This is a genomic window from Staphylococcus xylosus (genome assembly GCF_002732165.1).
Taxonomy (GTDB): domain Bacteria; phylum Bacillota; class Bacilli; order Staphylococcales; family Staphylococcaceae; genus Staphylococcus; species Staphylococcus xylosus.
Genome location: NZ_MRZO01000014.1, coordinates 1 through 20,521, shown reverse-complemented (window position 1 = coordinate 20,521; position 20,521 = coordinate 1). Strand labels below are relative to the sequence as shown.

The window sequence follows — 20,521 nt, the reverse complement described above, 5'->3', positions numbered from 1 at the left end:
ACCAGAAGGTACAACAGGAAAAGTAGACTTACAAACACGTTTAGATGGCATCGGTACAGTAACATCGCCAGAAGTAAATGACAAAGATAGTAATGGAATTTTAGATACCGTTCAATTAACGGAAGCGCAAAAAGCAATTGAGTCAGCGGAAGAAGCGAAGCAAGCTGTAGATAGTAAGTTAACAGAAATCACAAGCGATGGATTAATTAATCCAAGTGAGAAAGCAGAGCTCGATGTATTGATTGAGACATTAGACAAGGCTAAGACAAATGCCACAGAGAAATTAAACAATGTACCAGAAGGCACAACAGGAAAAGTAGATTTACAAACACGCTTAGATGGCATCGGTACAGTAACATCCCCAGAAGTGAATGATAAAGACAGTAACGGAATCTTAGATACAGTTCAATTAACAGAAGCGCAACAAGCAATCGAGGCAGCGGAAGAAGCGAAGAGAGCTGTAGATAATAAGCTGACTGAAATTACGAGTGATGGATTAATAAATCCAAGCGAAAAAGACGAATTAGATAAGTTAATCGAAGCGTTAGATAAAGCTAAAACAAATGCCACAGAGAAATTAAACAATGTACCAAATGGTACAACAGGTATGACAGATTTACAAACACGCTTAGACGGAATCAGTACAGTAACATCACCCGCTGTAACAGACCAAGACAGTAATGGCGTGTTAGACATAGAACAACTTGCTAAAGCAAAGAAAGCTATCCAAGCAGCTGAAGAAGCAAAAGCAAAAGTTGAAGAAAAATTAATAGAAATTAAAAAAGACGGATTAATTACTCCAAAAGAGAGAGAGGAATTAGACAAATTAATCCAAACACTACAAAGTGCTAAGACATCAGCGATAAGCAAAATAAATGACATACCTAATAGCTCTTTAGACAAAAATTCACTTCAAAATAGATTAGAACAAATTACCCTAGTGAGACCACCAAAAGTAAATGATAAAGACGGCAATGGTATATTAGATATAGAATCACCAAATACAAAAGGTCAAAAGCATACTAATATAAATGATTATTTGGACCATTCTATTAGAAAATCAAAATCACAGAAATCTATAGATAAAAATGTAGAGATACACTATTCAAACAATAGAGATAATACGCTATTAGATGGAAGACTTAATACAGAATTGTATAAACACAATTCAGAGCTACAACCATTAAACGTATCTTCAAGCTACTTACAAACAAAGCAAAATGAGATTAATGGAAACTCAGAACAAAATATGAATTCAATAACTCATTTACCTAATACAGGTGAAAACAATAAAGATAGTTGGATTTTTGGAACTTTACTAGGATCTATAGGTTCAATGATGCTCTTAAGAAATAGACAAGGAAAAAAGAAAGGAACAGAAAAAAATAACTAAAATTTAATAACATCTATCTATTTAATACAAAAAAGAGCTGAGACATAAAGATATGTCTCAGCTCTTTGAATTTATAGGTAACTAAAATATTAGATTATGAACTAAAAATCGTATTGGTCATTTTCTTCTTCTAAAAGCTGATTATATAATTTAGAAACACGCAAAGTTGATGTTGCTAAATCATTAATTCTAAATATAATGTCATCATTGACGATAGTGCCATTAGAAAAGTCACGTTCTTCTATAAATACATAAGTTTGCATAACGTGGGCTTTCATATAACTTAATATTGGTTTTAATTGTGTTTCAGCAATTAAGTAATGTTTTGGAGAACCCGCAGTAGCTATAACACCTACAACTTTATCTTGAAACGCGTTAACAGGAAGTAAATCAAATACGTTTTTAAGTGTTCCAGGTATGGATGCTTGAAAGATTGGAAAACCTATAAAAATAATATCCGCTTGCATTAAAGCAGTAGTTAATTCTAATGTGTCTCCGGAATAATCCAAGTAATTTCGTCCATCGCTAAAAGATAACTCTAAATGCTTTAAATCAAATAATTGGATATTAAGTGTATCGTCCTGATTTGTTATGGCTTCATTTAGATATTTCATAGCAGTACTCGTTTTAGAGCCAACTGTAGAACCAGATAGTAGTACAACATTCATAGTATACCTCCTATTTGTTCAAATGCTTTTTAACACCTGGAATGATTTCATTACCAATGAGTTCTATATTTTTCATTATTTTATTAAAAGGTACACCACCGAAATCAATTTGAGCCATAAATCTCTGATGATTATAAAGCTCATGTTGGTAAAGTATTTTTTCAATGATTTGTTGTGGACTTCCAACCATTAAGGCATCTCTATAATCCGGTGCATTAGCAAATTGTTGTTTTGGATAGCCAGTACCTCTTATAAAAGACATACCAACATTAAGGTGAGGGTAATATTCTTTCAACGCTAATTGTGTCGTTTCAGCAGTATAGAATAAACTAGCAGTAGAAACTGGTAACGATTGGGCTGAAGTATCGAAACCATGTTCTTTGGCAGTTAATCGATATTCATCTATTGAATCTTTAAATGTCATTGCTGGCCCACCTAATGTAGTAATCATCATTGGGATACCTTGGCGTCCCGCTTTAATCGCACTTGCTGCAGGACCGCCAACGGCACGCCAAATTGGTAGTTCATCGTCTATTGGTCTTGGAAATATTTTCATATTATTTAAATCAGGTCTGAATTTACCAGACCAAGTAATTTTATCGGTTTTATTCAACTCTAACAGTAAATTTAATTTTTCTTCGTAAAGCTCATCATAATTATTTAGATCTAAACCAAATAAATCGAAGATGCCTGTGCGAGAAGCTCTACCTGCTACTATTTCTGCTCGCCCATGTGATATTAAGTCTAATGTTGCAAAATCTTCAAATATTCTAACTGGGTCTGCTGCGCTGATAATTGAGGAAGAACTAGATATTTTAATTTTATTAGTTGCTTGTGCGATTGCTCCTAATACAACTGTATGTGCTTGTGTGGTAAAGTGCTCTTGGTGACTTTCGCCAACACCGAAAACATCTATACCTGCTTGTTCTGCTAATTGACTTGCCTCGATTAATTCTTGAATGCGTTGTTCATAACTTATTTTTTCACCATTATGAGGATTGAGTAGGTGATCTCCAAGTGAATAAAGCCCAAATTCTAATGGAGTACTTTCATTCATTTTTAAAATAGCCATATATCATCATCCTTTATAAATCGTGTAATTGTGATTCAATTTGAGTGCGTTGATCTTCCATAAAATCTGGTAAATTGAGTTGTTTGCCCAAATCTTCAACAGCTGTGTCCACTGTGAAACCAGGAAATTCTGTTGCAAATTCATACATAATACTGTTGTGTCGGTAATATAATGATTTGAAAAAGTAGCGATCAATAATACCACTATTATTTCCAGGGTTATGATTAACTGTTGCTAAAATAGCTTCTAAATTTGACTCTTTAGGTGTATTAACAGCTATGTGGTGCACATAACCCTGACCAGGTCGCGCACGTTGACCTTGTTGTTCGACAATCACAAAGTCTGAGTATAGGCCATTTTCATCCAAGGTCATAACTGTTTCATCTGTATTCTGTTTTGGAGTATAACGCAGTTCATGTTGTAAAAAATCAACGGTTTTTTGAGTGTCGCGTAGTCGTAATTCGACAGGTCCCATACCTAAAATTTGGTGCTCTGTAGGAATATTTGAGTATGGGTTTTTGCGCCATGATTTTGGTAGATTATATTGATTATTAGCAACTAATATAATCTCTAAATCATCTGGATCTTTAAATAACAAGGCTTGTTGGTTTAAATATGTCATATTTGTCGTGTTTACATTGTTAGCTTCTAGTCGAGATTGAAAATAAGTTAAAGATGATTTATCAGGAACTAATAAACCTATACGATGAATGGAATTTGTACCAGGACGATTTTTCCCTAAATTAGGTATCTCAAAAAAGCTCAGCAATGTTCCTGCAGAACCAATTTCATCTCCGAAAAATAAATGGTACATCTTAGGGTTATCTTGATTTACGGATTTTTCTACTAAACGTAATCCTAAAATCTGAGTATAAAAATCTTTATTTATTTGTGCATCTTTTGTGTACATTGAAATGTGGTGATGGCCAATGATATTCATAAAGCGCCCCCTCATAGATTTTATAGTTACTATTGTATTAATAATTGCCTGTTTACAGTTAATATAAACGGGTGGTATAAAAAATATACTTGTTAGCGATAATATATACCTTGTTAGACAGAAAAGCAACACCTAGGATTTGAACACTAATATTCCTTAATTATAAATTAAGTTTATTTTATAAAAAGACACGAAATTTTTAAAATTTCGTGTCTTTTTAAATTATTTATTGTTTTTAAATTCTAAATAATAAAGGCTGAACTCTAAGTCGTTTTTTAAATGGTTTTCGAGTAACGTGACAGCTAAAGTGATATCTCTGTCATAAAGCGCTGAAACGATGGCTTTATGTTCTTCTATTAGACCAGGACGGCGTTTGTTAATTACAGTTTGGCTAAATAAATAAATGAAGCTTTTGTATTTTTGGTATGTATCTAAAATAAACTGGTTATTAGTAGCAGCGATAATTTTTTGATGGAATTTGTCATTGATTTCAATGATTTTAGCTTCATCTTCTACTTCAATATCTATTTCAGTGTAACTTTTTAATTCTTCTAAATCTGATGTTGTATAAACAATAGCAGCTTTTTTTAATGCATGTGTCTCTAATAAAATACGCATTTCAAATATTTGTCTATATTCTTCACTAGTTGGTATGAAAATATACGCGTTTTTTATAAAGTATTCTAGTTCTAGTTGCTTTAATGCTTCACGAATTGGAGTGCGACTTACTTCATACTTCTTTGCAAGTTTGGCTTCGGTAATTTTCTCATCTTTTTTAAAAGCACCAGAAATAATGTCATTTCTTATTCTTTGATAAATTGTTAATTCATTATTATTCAATTAACTCACCTCATTACAATAAGTGTACTATAAAAAAATTAGTAATAAAATGTATACATTTTAACGTTTTTGGTATACAATGATTTTGCAAACGTTTTCAGGAGGGTGTTAATTATGAAAGTAGGATTTATAGGTTTAGGTATTATGGGCAAACCAATGGTAGAAAATTTATTAAAAGCGAACGTAACTGTTCTTGTTAATGATTTAAATAAAGAAGCAGAAAATGAAGTAGTGATGCAAGGTGCAAATGCTGTTTCAGTACAACAAATGGCTCAACAAGCTGATTATGTTATTACATCGTTGCCAAATGGTGCGATAGTAAAGGCTGTTTTATATAGTGGCGAAGATGCCATAGTTAAGCAAACTGATATTAAAGTAAAAGCTATTATTGATACTAGTTCTTTAACACCAAATGAATCATTGGAAATAAGTAAAGTACTAGAAACAAAACAGATTAAATATATGGATGCTCCCGTTAGTGGAGGAGAACCTTTAGCGATAACAGGTGAATTATCCGTCATGATTGGGTGTGCAGAAACAGATTTACCAGAAATTCAAAAAGTTTTAGAACCTATTGCTGCATCAGTTATAAGAGTCGGAGATGTCGGCGCTGGTAGCGTAGTAAAGTTAGCAAACCAAATTATAGTTAACACTAACATTGCTGCGCTTTCTGAAGCGGTAGTATTAGCGAAAAAATTTGATATAGATTTAGCAAATATGTATAAAGCAATTAAAGGTGGTTTAGCAGGTTCTAGCGTAATGGATGCGAAGTTTCCAAAAATGATTGAGGAAGACTATCAACCAGGGGGCACGCTAAACATAAATTTAAAAGATATGAAAAACGTGAGTTCAACAGCAGATACAGTTGGTCTTACATTGCCTATAGCAAATCAAGTGAAAGAAATATATAAATCAGAAGTTGCACGCGGTAATGGTATGAATGATCATTCAGGAATTATAAAATTCTTTGAAAATATAAATAATATGTAGGTGAAAAGATGTTAACTGAGCGTTTAATAAATACCAAAAAACAAGATGTTATTTCAAAAAAACTTAGTACTTTTAAATATAAAATTATCGTTCTAGATGATGATCCAACTGGAACTCAAACAGTAAAAGACTTACCAGTATATACAGAATGGTCAGAATCTCTAATTGAAGATGGTTTTAAGCAAGATAACCATATGTTTTATATATTAACGAATTCTAGAGCATTAAATGAACAAGAAACAACACAACTGCATCAAGAAATCAGTCGTAATATAGCACGAGTTTCGCAACGATTAGATCATCCATACATTGTAATAAGTAGAGGAGATTCGACATTAAGAGGGCATTTTTATCTAGAACCGAAAGTCTTGAGCGAAGCTTCAGATGAACAATTTGATGGAGTATTTTATATACCAGCGTTCTTTGAAGGGAAACGTTACACATTTGATGGTATTCATTACTTAAAAGAAGGTGACGCATATATTCCTGTGTCTGAAAGTGAATTTGCAAATGATACTACATTTGGATTTAGTAGTAGAACGATGGCAAGTTTTATAGAAGAGAAAAGTAATGGAGAAATTAATGCAAATGACGTAAAACATATTCGTTTATCACAAATACGAGAACGCGATGCTCAATCAATTAATGAAGTGCTTAACAGTATCTCAAATTTTGATGCTGTTGTTGTCGATGCATTAAATGATGAAGACATGGATTATTTTGTTTCATGTTTAACTACATTTTTAGGAAGTAATGATAAAAAATTCATGTTTAGAACAGCCGCGTCTTTTGTTAAAGCTATGTGTGAAACACCTGGAGAGATTATTAACTTGAATCATTATGGTAATCAAACGAATGGTGGACTAATGATTGTAGGATCACATGTTAAAAAAACTTCATCGCAACTACAACATTTATTAACAAATACTGATATTGCATCTATTGAGTTTGATGTAAAAGCAGTCACTACAAATGATTTACAATCGTACATAAACCAACAAATAGAAAAAGTGACATCATTGATTCAATCGGAGAGAGATGTCGTTGTTTATACTTCAAGAGATGTAATTAAAACAGAAGATTTAACGAATAATTTAAGTATTTCTACGAATATTTCTAATGCATTAGTTGGTATTGTACAAGGCTTAAAAGTAAAACCAAGATTCATTATTGCTAAAGGTGGTATTACTTCTAGCGATGTTGCCACTAAAGGACTGAATATTAAAAAGGCAATTGTTATCGGTCAAATAACGCAAGGTGTACCAGTTTGGTTAACAGGGGAAGAAGCAAAATATAGTCAAATGCCTTATGTTATTTTCCCGGGAAATATTGGAGACGAAGATACATTAACAACTGTATATAAGATGAATTCGAAAGAGATATAGAAAGTAGGGGAAGAACATGATGGGAGAAATTTGGCCGTTAGTTGCTGTTGTGATTGGAGTACTTATATTATTAATGTTAATTATGTGGTTTAAACTTAATACATTTATTGCTCTAATTATTACTTCAATGGTAACCGGTATTTTACTGGGAATGCCTTTAGATACAATTGTAACTACTATTGAAAAAGGTATGGGGGATACACTAGGACATATTGCGATTATTTTTGGATTAGGCTCTATATTAGGTAAGTTATTGTCAGATGGCGGTGGTGCTACACGTATTGCCGATACATTAATTAATGTGTTTGGTAAGAAATATGTGACGTGGGCAATGATTATCGCGTCATTTATTATTGGGATATCATTATTCTTGGAAGTGGCATTTGTGTTATTAATTCCTTTAGTATTTACATTAGCTAAAAGGATGCAGATTTCAAACTTAACAGTTGGACTTCCGATGGCAACCTCTATTGCAGTCACACATGGTTTTTTACCGCCACATCCAGGCCCAGTTGCAATTTCAGAAGCGGTAAATGCTAATATTGGTCATGTATTGATGTATGGGGTTATTATCGGTATACCTTTAGCAATTATTGTTGGAGCTATTTTCCCAAAAATTGCACATAAATTAACGCCTGAAGCTTTCAAAAGAAAAGGAAATCAAGCAGCTGTCGGTGAGTTCAAAGTATTTGAAAACAAAGATTTACCAAGTTTTGGTATGAGTTTGCTTACGGCACTTGCACCAGTTATCTTGATGCTATTAGCTACAATTGTACAGTTAATAACTGGTAATGAAGACGGAAAAGCAAATGGTTTCGAAGGATTTATCTACTTTATTGGAACCTCTGTAACTGCGATGTTAATTGCCGTATTATTTGCAATTTATTCTATGGGTATTAGAAGGAAACAGAGTATGAAGCAGATTATGGATACCGTTTCGAATGCCATTACCCCCATTGCAATGCTTATTCTTATCATAGGTGGCGGCGGAACATTTAAACAGATACTAATTGATGGTGGTGTAGGTGACACCATTTCAGAGATATTTAAAGGTACTGAAATGTCACCACTTATCCTTGCATGGTTAGCTGCGGCGTTATTACGGACAGCACTAGGATCAACAACAGTTGCAGCGATTTCATCGGTAGGTATTGTTTTACCTTTATTACAATCGTCTGATGTCAACATTTCATTAGTCGTTTTAGCCATCGGAGCCGGTAGTATTTTCTGCTCACATGTGAATGATGCAGGATTTTGGATGTTCAAAGAATATTTTGGTTTAACTATGAAAGAAACCTTTTTAACTTGGACCTTATTAGAGTCCATCTTATCAGTTGTAGGTTTAGTATTAATTTTAATTGTGAATTTCATCGTATAATAATAAATTGGCGTGAGTATTCCCAATCAAGTTTGGTTGGGGACTCGCTCTTTTTTATTATAAAAGAGTTATTATTTTTATTAGAAAAACGATTATCTATTATTTATAAAAGCTTTGAGATGATATCGGGATCCTTAATTTAAATAGTTATTCTAACAACATCATAAAGGCCAATATGACCAAGCAGAATGACATACAAATTTTATATGCAGTATTATATTTTAGTAATAATTTTTTGAAACAAAGCCCTAAAAATGCCCAAGCAATAGCGCCAGAAACGCCTATTAGTGCGATGGTAACTGTATAGCTCATGGAAGCGAAAAATGTCATGTCTTGTGTAGTGATATAAATGACAATTGCAGTTAGCACGTAAACGATAGTCTTAGGGTTCATGTATTGAAGATATAATCCATCTCGTAAACGATATGTATGACCAAGGCTATCATTGCTGTGATTATGTTTAAACACTGTATATGCTAGATATAATAAATAAACAAATCCTACAAATTTTATAATCAAAATAAAACTTGTGAAATAAATTGTCATAAACTTACTAAAAATAAGACATAGCAATGAAAGTGTTAAGAAGCCTAAACCAATTCCAATTAGAAATTTCAATGTACCTCTAATACCTAATCGTAAGGCGCCATCCAAAGCTAATAAATTATTTGGTCCAGGTGTATAGCTCATGAAAAATGTATAAATGATAAAAGATATAAACAAATTGCATTCTCCTCGCATTATCCTTTACTATGGAAATATACCGATAATAATTCCTATGTATAGGATATATCCTTTTAAAAGGATTTTATATCCACTTCAAAGGAAAGTCAATATAAAAAGGAGCCGTTATGATGGAATTCCATAAAATTGTGGCAAAAAATATTTATCTATATAGAAAGAAAAACAAAATTAGTCTGGAAAAATTATCAAAACTCACTGGGGTGAGTACGTCTTCGCTAAATGAGATAGAAAAAGGCAATACAATTCCATCTATTAATACTGTTTGGAAGATTAGTAACGGACTGAAATTGTCGTTTAGTAGCCTGATGAGTGAAGCAGAATCTGACTATATCCAAGTAAAAAAGGAAGATATTGTACCAGTAACAGAAAATGAAGGGAAATATAGAGTTTATCCTTACTTTCCATTTGAAAAAAGTAAGTCATTTGAGTTCTTCTATGTTGAATTAGACCCCGGTGCCACTTTAAATTCTGAACCACATTTGGCTGGTTCTGAAGAATCAATTATCATAATTGAAGGTCAATTAGAAATGCATTTAGAAAATGAAGTACTTACTTTAAAAGAAAGAGATGCATTGAGATTTAAATCTGATATTGCTCATAGTTATATTAACAATGGGAACGAAATTACACTCATTTCTATGGTTATAGATTATAAGTAAAAAGAGTAGTGGTGCAACGCAATGCCTTTAGCGATAACCGATTTTATTGTCGTATTTAGAATAAGGTAAAGAGTTTTAAAGGCATTTTTATATTACAAAATCGTCATTTCACTTTATATGGCTTAAACATTATAAATGGGGACCTTTAGAATATATATGGAAATTAGCAACTTATATGAAATGGATGATTAACATAACAAAATAAAAGTTAGGATATGGAGCTAGAATGTATATTATACCGTTTAATTATTTCAGTAGTAATAGGCAAGTATTTATCTAGGTTAATGACTTATAATTTTTTTGAAAAATAGCCATATTGATTTATTGTCACTTTGGGAGCATTAATAATAACTTAAAGAGTGTTCCTTAACATGATATTGATATTTATTCGGCTCACTATTGTATCATAATAAATAAAATCGCTTTAAAGTACTATTTCATTATAGGTACTTTAAAGCGATTTTATTATAGCATTGTAAATTATTATTTAATTTTATTTGAGTTCGCATTTATCCTTTTATTTAAAAGTACAAAGAATAAAATAAAGGCAATAGAAATCATGATGTGGCCTAAACCTGCAATACCTGCAATTGCTGGGCTAACGCTAAAGCCTTTGATAGTTGCAATACCATTAACATATTGCATAGCTACTGTTACTAAAATACCTAAGTGGAATAAATAGAAAAAGCTATTAAATAACTTACTATTTTTAGTTAATTTCAATTGGTATTCAATAACCATAAATATTAAGAACATTATCGTACCTAAAACGAGTAAATGCGTGTGTGTGACGTTTAATTGAGAGTAGCCACTAAAATTTTCGCCTTTAGACATTTCACGGTAAAAAAGACCACTTAACATACCTAGTAAAGTATAGAATGCTGAACTAAACATTAATTTTTTCATTTTTTTCGACCTCCGATTTGTTAATAACTGTAATATAAACTTCTTATATGAACTCTATATGAACAAAAATAAAAAATGCTAATTTTATAGAGTGTATGCAGTTATTAAAAAGATAGGAGAAACAGAAAGGAAATTGTGTCTTAGATATATTTTTTAGTATTCGCAATTATTTTCAGAAAGTCTGTAAATCTGTGGGAGTTGTAATGAACGATGGTTATGAAGTATCGTGCCTTTATTTATAATTTTAGGGATAATGTGATTGTTGGAATGTGCAGTTGATCATTACTTCCATAACGCCATTTATTAGATAATGATGAAGCCTAAGTAATTACTTTATATTAATTGACTACTTAGGCTTATTGTAATTGGAAATAGTGTTTTAATTTAATTCTTTTGTTGTGCTAGTAAAAGGGGATAAATTGTATCAAGCGTGGGGGTTTGTAAATCATGTAATCGTGCTTTGTTATATAAAAAACCTTGAATTCCTTCAATCTCTAAAGGTTTATTATCTAAAATATCGTAGTACATACTTGTACCCATTGCGTTAGGATAACCTTCATAAATCGTCATAATCTCAGTTACGATTTCTTCCCCAAATATTACATTTTCAAATTTAGCGATTTCTATACCTTCGCGTAATAAATTTTCACACAGATTTTTAATACCAGGAATGGTTAATACAGAGGCGGTAGAACGACTCAAAGCAGTCACGCTGTTGATAGCTAAGTTTACAAGCAGTTTATACCAAATTGCTTTCTCTATATCATCAGTTAGGTGAATATCTAGTGGTGTATTTTCTAGTTCTTTGTGTAATGCTTCTGTTTGAGGTGTATTCTTTAAGATTAATTTATGGTCGCGAAAGTGAGTTACTTTATCATTTTCTTTTTGACCACTAATATACACTACAGCTTGATAAACAAATGGATGTTTAAACTTTGATAATTGACCATGACCATTTTGAGCTAAAATAATAGTAGTATCTTTATGTAACAAGTGGTCTAATTCAGTTAAGACTTTTGATAGTTGGTGTATCTTTACAGCGATAATTATAACGTCAAATTTTTCATTACAGTCACTTAAAGCAGTTACAGTTAATTGATGTGCCTCAGTTGAATTTCCATCAACAAAGAAATTAAGCGTTTGATTGCGACGCCCTAATAATTTCAAGTTTGGTTGATTATGTTGAAGGTCAAACGCAATTGTACTTCCTACTGCGCCAGGACCAATAATAGCGAAATTGCTCATGTTATTTTATTTCCTTTTTTAAAAAGTTTAGTTAATATATGTATAACAATATAAATATATCAAATTGTGGAGTTGATTTTAATTGAAAACATTGAGTCAGTTACAAGCATATAAAGACAATAAAGAAAAAATTTCAATGGTAACAGCTTATGATTACCCAAGTGCTAAACAAGCTGAAGCAGCACAGATAGATATGATATTAGTTGGAGACTCACTAGGCATGACAGTTTTGGGTTACGACAATACAGTACAAGTAACTGTCGAGGATATGATACATCATGCAAAGGCAGTGCGTAGAGGTGCGCCTGATACTTATGTAGTTGTCGATGTGCCATTTGGTGGAGTAGGCATTTCTGAACAATATGACTTAGAAATAGCAGTTAAATTGTACCAGCAGACTAGTGCCAATGCGATTAAAGCGGAGGGTGCACATCTAACAAAATATATTGAAAATTGTAGCCGTATGGGAATTCCGATCGTTTCACATTTAGGTCTTACACCACAAAGTGTAGGTATCACAGGATATAAAATGCAAGCAAGTAACAAAGATGCGGCACAACAACTTCTTAACGATTCCCATGATGTACAACAGGCAGGCGCAGTCATGTTAGTGCTAGAAGCGGTACCTGCTGATCTAGCAGCAGAAATCTCAAAACAACTAGACATTCCTGTAATAGGGATTGGAGCTGGTAAAGATACAGATGGACAGGTATTGGTTTATCATGATTTATTAAATTATGGTGTCGAGCATCAAGCGAAATTTGTAAAACAATATGGTGATTTTTCAGTTGGCATTGATGCATTGACTGAATACAATAGAGAAGTGAAATCTAGCCAGTTTCCTGATGGGAATCATACTTATAAAAAACGCGTGATGGATGAGGATACAAAATGACTAAAATAATCACGAGTATTAAAGAAATGGGACAGATTACAAATGAACTAAAACGTCAAGGTAATAATATTGGTTTTGTACCTACTATGGGTGCATTACATGATGGACATTTAAAGATGATGGCTCAATCAGTTGCAGAAAATGATGTAACTGTGATTAGCATTTTTGTTAATCCTTTGCAATTTGGACCAAATGAAGATTTAGCATCATATCCAAGAAACATTGACGGTGATGCTATTAAAGCGCAATCAGTAAACGTTGATTATATATTTCATCCAAACGAGAAGGAAATGTATCCACAAAAACCGACCATTGAAGTGAAAGCAGGCCGTCTTGCTACAGTGTTAGAAGGCGCTGAGAGACCAGGACATTTCGATGGTGTTGTTACTGTTGTTAATAAATTATTTAATATTGTACGCCCCAATAAAGCATATTTTGGTAAGAAAGATGCACAACAGTTAGCTATCGTTGAAAAAATGGTAGAAGATTTCAATCATCCAATTAAAATTATAGGTGTAGATATCGTAAGAGAAGAAGATGGATTAGCTAAAAGCTCCCGTAATATTTATTTAACAGAACATGAACGCACAGAAGCGGCGTATTTGTATCAAGGTCTTTGTTTAGCGCAATCAATGTATGAACAGGGTGAGAGGGAAAGTAAAAAGTTAATTGAAAAAACACGTGACTATATTGAAAAGCATACCACTGGTAACATTGAAACAGTGGCTATTTATAGTTATCCGCAACTCATTGAACAAGAACAAATAAAAGGGAAAATATTCATTTCATTAGCAGTTAAATTCAGTAAAGCACGCTTGATAGATAACATAATTATAGGTGACTAGCTAACCTAGTATAAACAAGACGCTTAAGGCAATTTAGCAGAAATTAATCTTATCGCAATATACATTTTACATTTCGACAGTGTTGTTTTATCATATGCTATGAGAGATATATATCGAGAAGTAAATTTATGATAGTAAGACAGTATTATAGGGTATGAATACATTAGGAATAGACTGACTGGTATCTTATAAAATAAAAATATTATAAATTGCTATTAAAAAGTGATAATTGAAAGGTGGAAACATGATGAGTGAATCAAACTCTAAAGACGTTATTTTAATTGGCGCGGGTGTTTTAAGTACAACATTCGGGACAATGTTAAAAGAACTTGCACCAGATTGGAATATTAAACTTTTTGAAAGACTCGACAAACCTGCTATAGAAAGTTCAAATGAGCGTCATAATGCTGGTACTGGACATGCCGCATTATGTGAATTGAATTATACAGTTGAACAAAAAGATGGCTCAATAGATGTAGAAAAAGCTAAAGAAATAAATGAACAATTTGAGATTTCAAAACAATTTTGGTCTCATTTAGTAAAAAGTAAACAAATCGCCAACCCACAAGAATTTATTCGCCCTTTACCACACATTAGCTTTGTGCAAGGGGATAAAAACGTAAACTTCTTGAAAAGACGTTATGAGGCCTTAGCTCCATTATCAATGTTTAAAGGTATTGAATATACTGAAGACCACGAAAAATTAAGAGAGTGGATGCCATTAATGATGGAAGGTCGTGACCCAAATGAAACGGTTGCGGCTAGTAAGATTGATGAAGGTACAGATGTAAACTTTGGTGAACTTACTAGAAAGATGGCTAAAAATTTAGGCGAACATGAAAATGCACAGCTTTTCTATAAACATGAAGTTCAAGACTTTAGCCGTCGTAAAGACGGTAAATGGGAAGTTAAAATTAAAGACCTAAAAACTAAAAAAGTAGAACATCATATTACTGATTATCTATTTATCGGTGCTGGTGGTGCAGCGATTCCGTTATTACAAAAAACTGGTATCCCAGAAAGCAAACATTTAGGCGGATTCCCAATTACAGGCGAATTTTTAGTATGTAATAACCCTGAAGTTGTAGCTAAACATGAAGTGAAAGCTTATGGTAAAGAACCAGAAGGTACACCACCAATGACTGTACCTCATTTAGATAGACGTTACATTCAAGATGAAAATTCATTATTATTCGGACCATTTGCAGCAATCGGACCAAAATTCTTGAAGAATGGTTCTAACTTAGATTTATTCAAATCAATTAACCCAAGCAATGTGATTACGATGTTATCTGCAGCGGTTAAGAACTTCCCATTAATTAAATATTCAATTCAAGAAGTATTAGCGAAAAAAGATGATCGAATGAAAGAATTACGTCGATTTGTACCTGATGCTAAAGATGAGGATTGGGATATCTTACAAGCTGGTAAACGTGTTCAAGTTATTAAAGATACTAAAGAACATGGTAGAGGATTTATTCAATTTGGTACAGAAGTTGTTAATTCTAAAGACCATTCTGTTATCGCATTATTAGGTGAATCACCAGGTGCTTCAACATCAGTATCTGTTGCATTAGAAGTTATTGAAAGAAACTTCCCTGGCCAGCTTAAACAGTGGGAACCAAAATTGAAAGAAATGATTCCTTCTTATGGTAAATCATTGATTGAAGACTATGCGTTATTAAAACAAATACGTCAAGCTAACGACACAGAGCTTCAATTAAACAATAAATAATAAGGTTATTTTTACCTCGAAACATATCTATGTTTCGAGGTTTTTTGTTGAGAAAATATGCTAGTGTACTAAACTTTTTAATGTAAATGAATTTCATAAAAATAAGATTTTCAAAATAACTATATAATAATTTTAACTACTCTAAAAAATATTTAGTTATTTATCCACGTTATGAAAAATATTAATTGCTATAATTATTTTAATATTTAAACTATTGCTTAGGCACTTTACATTGTATGCTATTGAAAATATAATTAATAGTAACTCGCATTACACATCGAATAATGAATTAAATGCAAAAGTTTTTTATAATCATTTTTCATTTTAGCATTATGTTTAATATTTAATATGTATGTTATTGAGAATACAAGAAAATTGTAGTTTTCTTGTTATACACGATGATTAACATATTTAAAGCACATTTCAGTTCTTACAATAATTCATCGGAAATTTAGAATACCCCTAAAATATTTCATACTTAAAAATCTAATTTAGTAAGCAAAACTAATATAATCTATCGAATTGCACTTGATATAGTTGCTCGTTACAATAACTATTTTATTATAGGACGCGCACACTTAATTGTATTGTTTATGTAAATATTTCAAAAAACTCTTGCATTTATTATTTAATTGGGTAATATTGAGTTGTGAAAAAAGTAAATTTGAGGTGGAAAAATTATGAAAAACAAACAAGGGTTTTTACCTAATAGATTGAATAAATACTCTATTAGGAAATTTACAGTGGGGACAGCATCGTTATTAATTGGAGCTACTTTAGTTATGGGGATAGGTAATGAAGCTAAAGCAGATGAACTTGATTCAATAACTACTGATGATGGAAGTACTAAAGATAAAGGTGAAGCTTTAGATATAAGCGATATTAAAGGTATAGAGGAAAATATTACTACAGAACAAGATTCTGAAGAAGTGAAAAATGAGAGTAATGATAAGCTAACACAAGAAAAGACAGAAAATTCTGAAGTTGAATCCACTAATGAAGTTGAGCAATCGACAGTAAATGAGAATAGTGATGAATTAATAAAAACAGAAGAACCTAAAACAGAAGAACCTAAAACAGAAGAACCTAAAACAGAAGAACCTAAAACAGAAGAAACAATTACTGAACAAAAGGATTCTGACAAAACTGATTCAACTCAAGAACAAACGCCATCCTCTGACAATAAAACAAATGAAATTGTAAATGAGAATGAAACAACAGAAGAACCTAAAACAGAAGAAGCAAATACAAGTGATGTATCTTCTAAGGCTGAAACGCCATCAACAGACATTAATAAAACAACAGAAACAACAGACATCAATAAAACAACAGAAACAACAGTAGATGAAAATAATAATAGTGAGAAAGATGAAAATGTAGAGCAATCACAAAATATTAATGACCAACAAGTTACTACAAAAGAAGAGTCAGAAATGCCAAAAGAGGAAACTACAGTACCTGAACCTGATAAATCTAAGGTAACTAATACAGAAAACAGTGAAAATGTTGAAACGCAATCAAAATTAGAAACAGAATTAGCAACAGCTGAAGACAAAAAGGCTACTGTAGAATCATTTTTAGGCAGCCAATTATCTGCTACAGAAACAAAAGCAATTATGGATAATGCTGATATTAATTATGAGACTGCTACAGATGAAGAAATTAATATTGAAATTTTAAAAGCTTCACTTATTGAGCTAGTTAATGATCAAGAAAGTGCAACAACGTTAGCTACACCAACACGTACAATGTTCAGAACAATGGCTACACCGACAGCTTTAGCTGCGGCAGTAGATCAAAGTGAAGAAGTAGAAAAATCATTAGGTTACTTAGATAATTATACGTTTGCATCGTTAATATTTGATCCAGGTTCATTAGATAATCCGACAACATTAAATAGTAACGTTATTCCATTTGAAATCCACAGTTATATGTCAGGAGCTAACTCTGGAGATAGATATAAAATTGATTTAAAACTTGACCCAATTATCGCTCAACATGTTACAAAAATAACTGTAAATCCATCAGGTAGAAGCCAACCAGTTGAATTTGTTAGATTAACTGATGAAAATGGCAAACTTACTAATACATGGGAAGTAAACTTTATTAGAGCAAATGATGGTTTGTTTGGCGGAGCAGAAATCTTATCTCAATATACAGCTACTAACGGTAAAATAGAACTTGATGACACGGTTGCTAATATCTTAAATAGTGCTGGTAATTTAGAAAATAATAAGTTGAATTATCAAATATTTGTACGTGACTCTAGAGGAAATAAAATTGTACGTACATCTGAAAGCAGTGGTTACTTCTTAACAAATGCTGACAGTGATTTAGTTGGTTTACAAAACAATATATCAAGTGAGAATAGTGATACATTTAAAGCAAGTAGTGGATCAGCTGCATATGACGATGCTCCAGGAGAGTATGGTGGTTTCCTTATTGATCAACAAATTATGAAAGAAGGCATTTTTTCATATAGCAAAACAAAAAGTAATCAATGGTCATATAATTACCAAATAGATAAAGACTTATTACCTTATATTGAAAGTGTAGAATTGCATAAGTATGATTATCAAGGTTTAAGTGGTTTTGATAAAACATATCATGAAGAGGACAAAGTTGCAGATTTAACTTTAGACGCTAATGGTAATGGGTCGATTACTAGTGATAATTTAAATAAACTTATCGAATTTAACAACCTTTTACCTGAAACAGTAGGTGTTAGAATCGTAATTAAATTAAATCAAAGCGTAAATAACATTTTAACTAAAGATGCAGAATACGATGCACAAGGTAACTTAATTAGAGAAACTACTAAGCAAAAAGAAGATTTTACATTTGCTGGATATTTAACTGATAGTAAAGGATTGCTTATCAATAATACATTGGGAACATCAACTTTAGCATTACAAGATTATGATAAAGATGGGTTGTTAGATAGATATGAACGCCAAGTATCACTTTCAAATCCAGAAAATAATGATACAGATGGGGATGGTAAAAATGATGGAGACGAAGTCATTAACTATAAAACTTCTCCATTGGTAGGTGAGCCTGAAGCAGCTGATATTACTAATATAGATACCGTTGTAACTGGTTCAGTTCCATTGAAAGAAGGAGCGGCAACACAAACAGCTAAAGTTATTGATGCAAATGGCAAAGTGATTGGAACATCTACAGTTAACTCAGACGGTACATTTTCTGTAACAATTCCTCAGTCACCAGAAGGTACATATACAATTGCGATTGATTCACCTAACTATGAAAATGATGAAGTTAATACATTTAACATTATAGATGTTTCTAAAGTACCTACACCATCTATTAATCCAGTTGACGATAATGATACTGTGATACAAGTTAATGGCACAGCTGGAGCTACTATTACAGTTCGAGATAACAATAATAATGAAATTGGTTCAGTTCAAATACCAAGTGATGGCTCAACAGCAATTATAGTATTAAACAAACCGTTAACAGCGGGTACAGTGTTAACTGCAACAGCTAGCAAAGATGGTAAAACAAGTGAGATTTCAGATCAAATTACTGTTACAGATGCAACAGCACCAGAAGCACCAGTAATTAATCCAATTACAAGCAATGACACACAAGTTACAGGAAAGGCTGAACCTAATTCATCAGTAACAGTTGGTTTCCCAGGTGGAGGTAAAATTTCAGTAACTGCGGATGATCAAGGCAACTTTATAGTTAACATACCTGATAGCGTAAACCTTGATGGTGGAGAAGAATTTAAAGCAATCTCAACAGATAAAGCTGGCAATGAATCAACTATAGCAACAACAATAGTTGAAGATGCAACAGCACCAGAGGCACCAGTTATTGGAGATACTACTAATAACAGTAATCAAGTAACTGGTACTGCTGAAGCAAATTCAACTGTAAAAGTGACATTTCCAAGTGGAGCAGTTGTAGAAACAACAGCAGATGAGAACGGGCGTTTTACAGCAAATATCCCGGAAGATGAGGCATTACAAGGTGGAGAAACAATCCAAGCTACATCAATAGATGCTGCAGGAAATGTTTCGCAACCTGGAAGCGCCATAGTGATAGATACAACAGCACCAGATGCGCCAAAAATAAGTCATGTAACAAGCGTGAGCACTGAAGTAACAGGAACAGCAGAAGCGAATTCAACGGTTAAGGTAACATTCCCAAGTGGAGCAGTTGTAGAAACAACAGCAGATGCACAGGGTAACTTCACAGTCGCTATTCCAGAAGATGAAGCATTACAAGGTGGAGAAACAATCCAAGCTATTTCAACAGATGATGCTGGCAATGTTTCGCACCCAGGTTCTACTACAGTGACAGATGAAACAGCACCGGAACCGCCAACGGTTAATGGTGTGACAAGCGAAGATACACAAGTAACAGGAACAGCAGAAGCGAATTCAACAGTGACAGTTAAGTTTCCTAATGGTGTAACAGTTAAAGGCGAATCAGATGCGAATGGAAATTATACAATAGCTATTCCAGATGAAGTTGATTTAGTAGGTGGCGAAGAAATTCAAGTTATATCAACAGATGATGCTGGTAATGAAACAGCACCAGTAGCTACAACTGTAACTGACGTCACAGCACCAGAAGCACCAACGGTGAACGAAGTAACAAGTGAAGCTACGTCAGTAAGTGGAACGGCAGAACCAGGCTCAACGGTAACAGTAACGTTCCCAGACGGCACAACAGCAACGGGCACAGCGGATGACCAAGGCAACTACACAGTAGACATTCCAACAACCGTGAACTTAGATGGTGGAGAGGCAATCAGAGTTGTAGCTGAAGATAAAGATGGAAATGTATCATCA

The 20,521-nt window shown here is 32.8% G+C and carries 17 protein-coding genes; 10 read left to right on the top strand and 7 right to left on the bottom strand.

Features of this window, described 5'->3' with window-relative positions; genetic code table 11:
• A partial coding sequence (locus tag BTM19_RS13000; RefSeq protein WP_197709328.1) for a GA-like domain-containing protein occupies nucleotides 1-1,393 on the top strand: 1,393 nt, incomplete at its 5' end.
• A 101-nt stretch (nucleotides 1,394-1,494) separates the two neighbouring features.
• On the opposite strand, the gene BTM19_RS12760 is transcribed toward BTM19_RS13000, so the two are convergent.
• From BTM19_RS12760 to BTM19_RS12745, 4 genes are all read right to left on the bottom strand, one after another.
• Nucleotides 1,495-2,061: an NADPH-dependent FMN reductase gene (locus BTM19_RS12760; RefSeq protein WP_099265896.1), complete on the bottom strand. Its 567-nt coding sequence runs from the start codon at nucleotides 2,059-2,061 to the stop codon at nucleotides 1,495-1,497.
• A gap of 10 nt (nucleotides 2,062-2,071) precedes the next feature.
• Nucleotides 2,072-3,133: an LLM class flavin-dependent oxidoreductase gene (locus BTM19_RS12755; protein WP_029379235.1), complete on the bottom strand. Its 1,062-nt coding sequence runs from the start codon at nucleotides 3,131-3,133 to the stop codon at nucleotides 2,072-2,074.
• Nucleotides 3,134-3,146: 13 nt separating this feature from the next.
• Nucleotides 3,147-4,073 carry a VOC family protein gene (locus BTM19_RS12750; RefSeq protein ID WP_029379236.1) on the bottom strand — a complete coding sequence of 309 codons (927 nt, stop codon included), beginning with the start codon at nucleotides 4,071-4,073 and terminating at the stop codon, nucleotides 3,147-3,149.
• Between the two features lie 222 nt (nucleotides 4,074-4,295).
• Entirely contained in the window at nucleotides 4,296-4,913 is a 618-nt protein-coding gene (locus BTM19_RS12745) for a GntR family transcriptional regulator (protein WP_029379237.1), read from the bottom strand.
• A gap of 114 nt (nucleotides 4,914-5,027) precedes the next feature.
• Between BTM19_RS12745 and BTM19_RS12740 the strand changes: the two genes are divergently transcribed.
• The 3 genes from BTM19_RS12740 to BTM19_RS12730 are packed head-to-tail and all read left to right on the top strand — an operon-like array spanning nucleotide 5,028 to nucleotide 8,666.
• Nucleotides 5,028-5,903 (top strand): NAD(P)-binding domain-containing protein, encoded by an 876-nt coding sequence (locus BTM19_RS12740; RefSeq protein ID WP_029379238.1) that lies wholly within the window; start codon nucleotides 5,028-5,030, stop codon nucleotides 5,901-5,903.
• A gap of 8 nt (nucleotides 5,904-5,911) precedes the next feature.
• Nucleotides 5,912-7,288, top strand: a complete 1,377-nt coding sequence (locus tag BTM19_RS12735) for a four-carbon acid sugar kinase family protein (RefSeq protein WP_029379239.1) — start codon at nucleotides 5,912-5,914, stop codon at nucleotides 7,286-7,288.
• 16 nt (nucleotides 7,289-7,304) lie between these two features.
• Nucleotides 7,305-8,666 (top strand): gluconate:H+ symporter, encoded by a 1,362-nt coding sequence (locus tag BTM19_RS12730; protein WP_029379240.1) that lies wholly within the window; start codon nucleotides 7,305-7,307, stop codon nucleotides 8,664-8,666.
• A gap of 147 nt (nucleotides 8,667-8,813) precedes the next feature.
• On the opposite strand, the gene BTM19_RS12725 is transcribed toward BTM19_RS12730, so the two are convergent.
• Nucleotides 8,814-9,389 carry a LysE family transporter gene (locus BTM19_RS12725; protein ID WP_058625603.1) on the bottom strand — a complete coding sequence of 192 codons (576 nt, stop codon included), beginning with the start codon at nucleotides 9,387-9,389 and terminating at the stop codon, nucleotides 8,814-8,816.
• A gap of 131 nt (nucleotides 9,390-9,520) precedes the next feature.
• Between BTM19_RS12725 and BTM19_RS12720 the strand changes: the two genes are divergently transcribed.
• Together BTM19_RS12720 and BTM19_RS13195 are read left to right on the top strand one after the other, a co-directional pair.
• Nucleotides 9,521-10,069: a helix-turn-helix domain-containing protein gene (locus BTM19_RS12720; protein WP_051283187.1), complete on the top strand. Its 549-nt coding sequence runs from the start codon at nucleotides 9,521-9,523 to the stop codon at nucleotides 10,067-10,069.
• Nucleotides 10,070-10,160: 91 nt separating this feature from the next.
• Nucleotides 10,161-10,274, top strand: coding sequence for a DUF418 domain-containing protein (locus BTM19_RS13195; RefSeq protein WP_325997015.1), 114 nt, complete (start codon nucleotides 10,161-10,163; stop codon nucleotides 10,272-10,274).
• A 278-nt stretch (nucleotides 10,275-10,552) separates the two neighbouring features.
• Here BTM19_RS13195 and BTM19_RS12715 read toward each other — a convergent pair whose 3' ends face one another.
• Together BTM19_RS12715 and BTM19_RS12710 are read right to left on the bottom strand one after the other, a co-directional pair.
• Nucleotides 10,553-10,975: a DUF2871 domain-containing protein gene (locus BTM19_RS12715; RefSeq protein WP_029379243.1), complete on the bottom strand. Its 423-nt coding sequence runs from the start codon at nucleotides 10,973-10,975 to the stop codon at nucleotides 10,553-10,555.
• 384 nt (nucleotides 10,976-11,359) lie between these two features.
• A complete protein-coding gene (locus BTM19_RS12710) occupies nucleotides 11,360-12,220 on the bottom strand; it encodes an oxidoreductase (protein ID WP_058626015.1) in 861 nt (286 codons plus the stop codon).
• 82 nt (nucleotides 12,221-12,302) lie between these two features.
• Between BTM19_RS12710 and panB the strand changes: the two genes are divergently transcribed.
• From panB to BTM19_RS12690, 4 genes are all read left to right on the top strand, one after another.
• Entirely contained in the window at nucleotides 12,303-13,115 is an 813-nt protein-coding gene (gene panB / locus BTM19_RS12705; RefSeq protein ID WP_058626016.1) for a 3-methyl-2-oxobutanoate hydroxymethyltransferase, read from the top strand.
• Nucleotides 13,112-13,960, top strand: coding sequence for a pantoate--beta-alanine ligase (panC, locus tag BTM19_RS12700; RefSeq protein WP_029379246.1), 849 nt, complete (start codon nucleotides 13,112-13,114; stop codon nucleotides 13,958-13,960). Before panB ends, panC begins: the two co-directional genes overlap by 4 nt.
• A gap of 247 nt (nucleotides 13,961-14,207) precedes the next feature.
• Entirely contained in the window at nucleotides 14,208-15,695 is a 1,488-nt protein-coding gene (mqo, locus tag BTM19_RS12695; protein WP_029379247.1) for a malate dehydrogenase (quinone), read from the top strand.
• A 680-nt stretch (nucleotides 15,696-16,375) separates the two neighbouring features.
• Nucleotides 16,376-20,521, top strand: a 4,146-nt coding sequence (locus BTM19_RS12690; protein WP_099265895.1) for an Ig-like domain-containing protein, incomplete at its 3' end; no start/stop codon positions are given.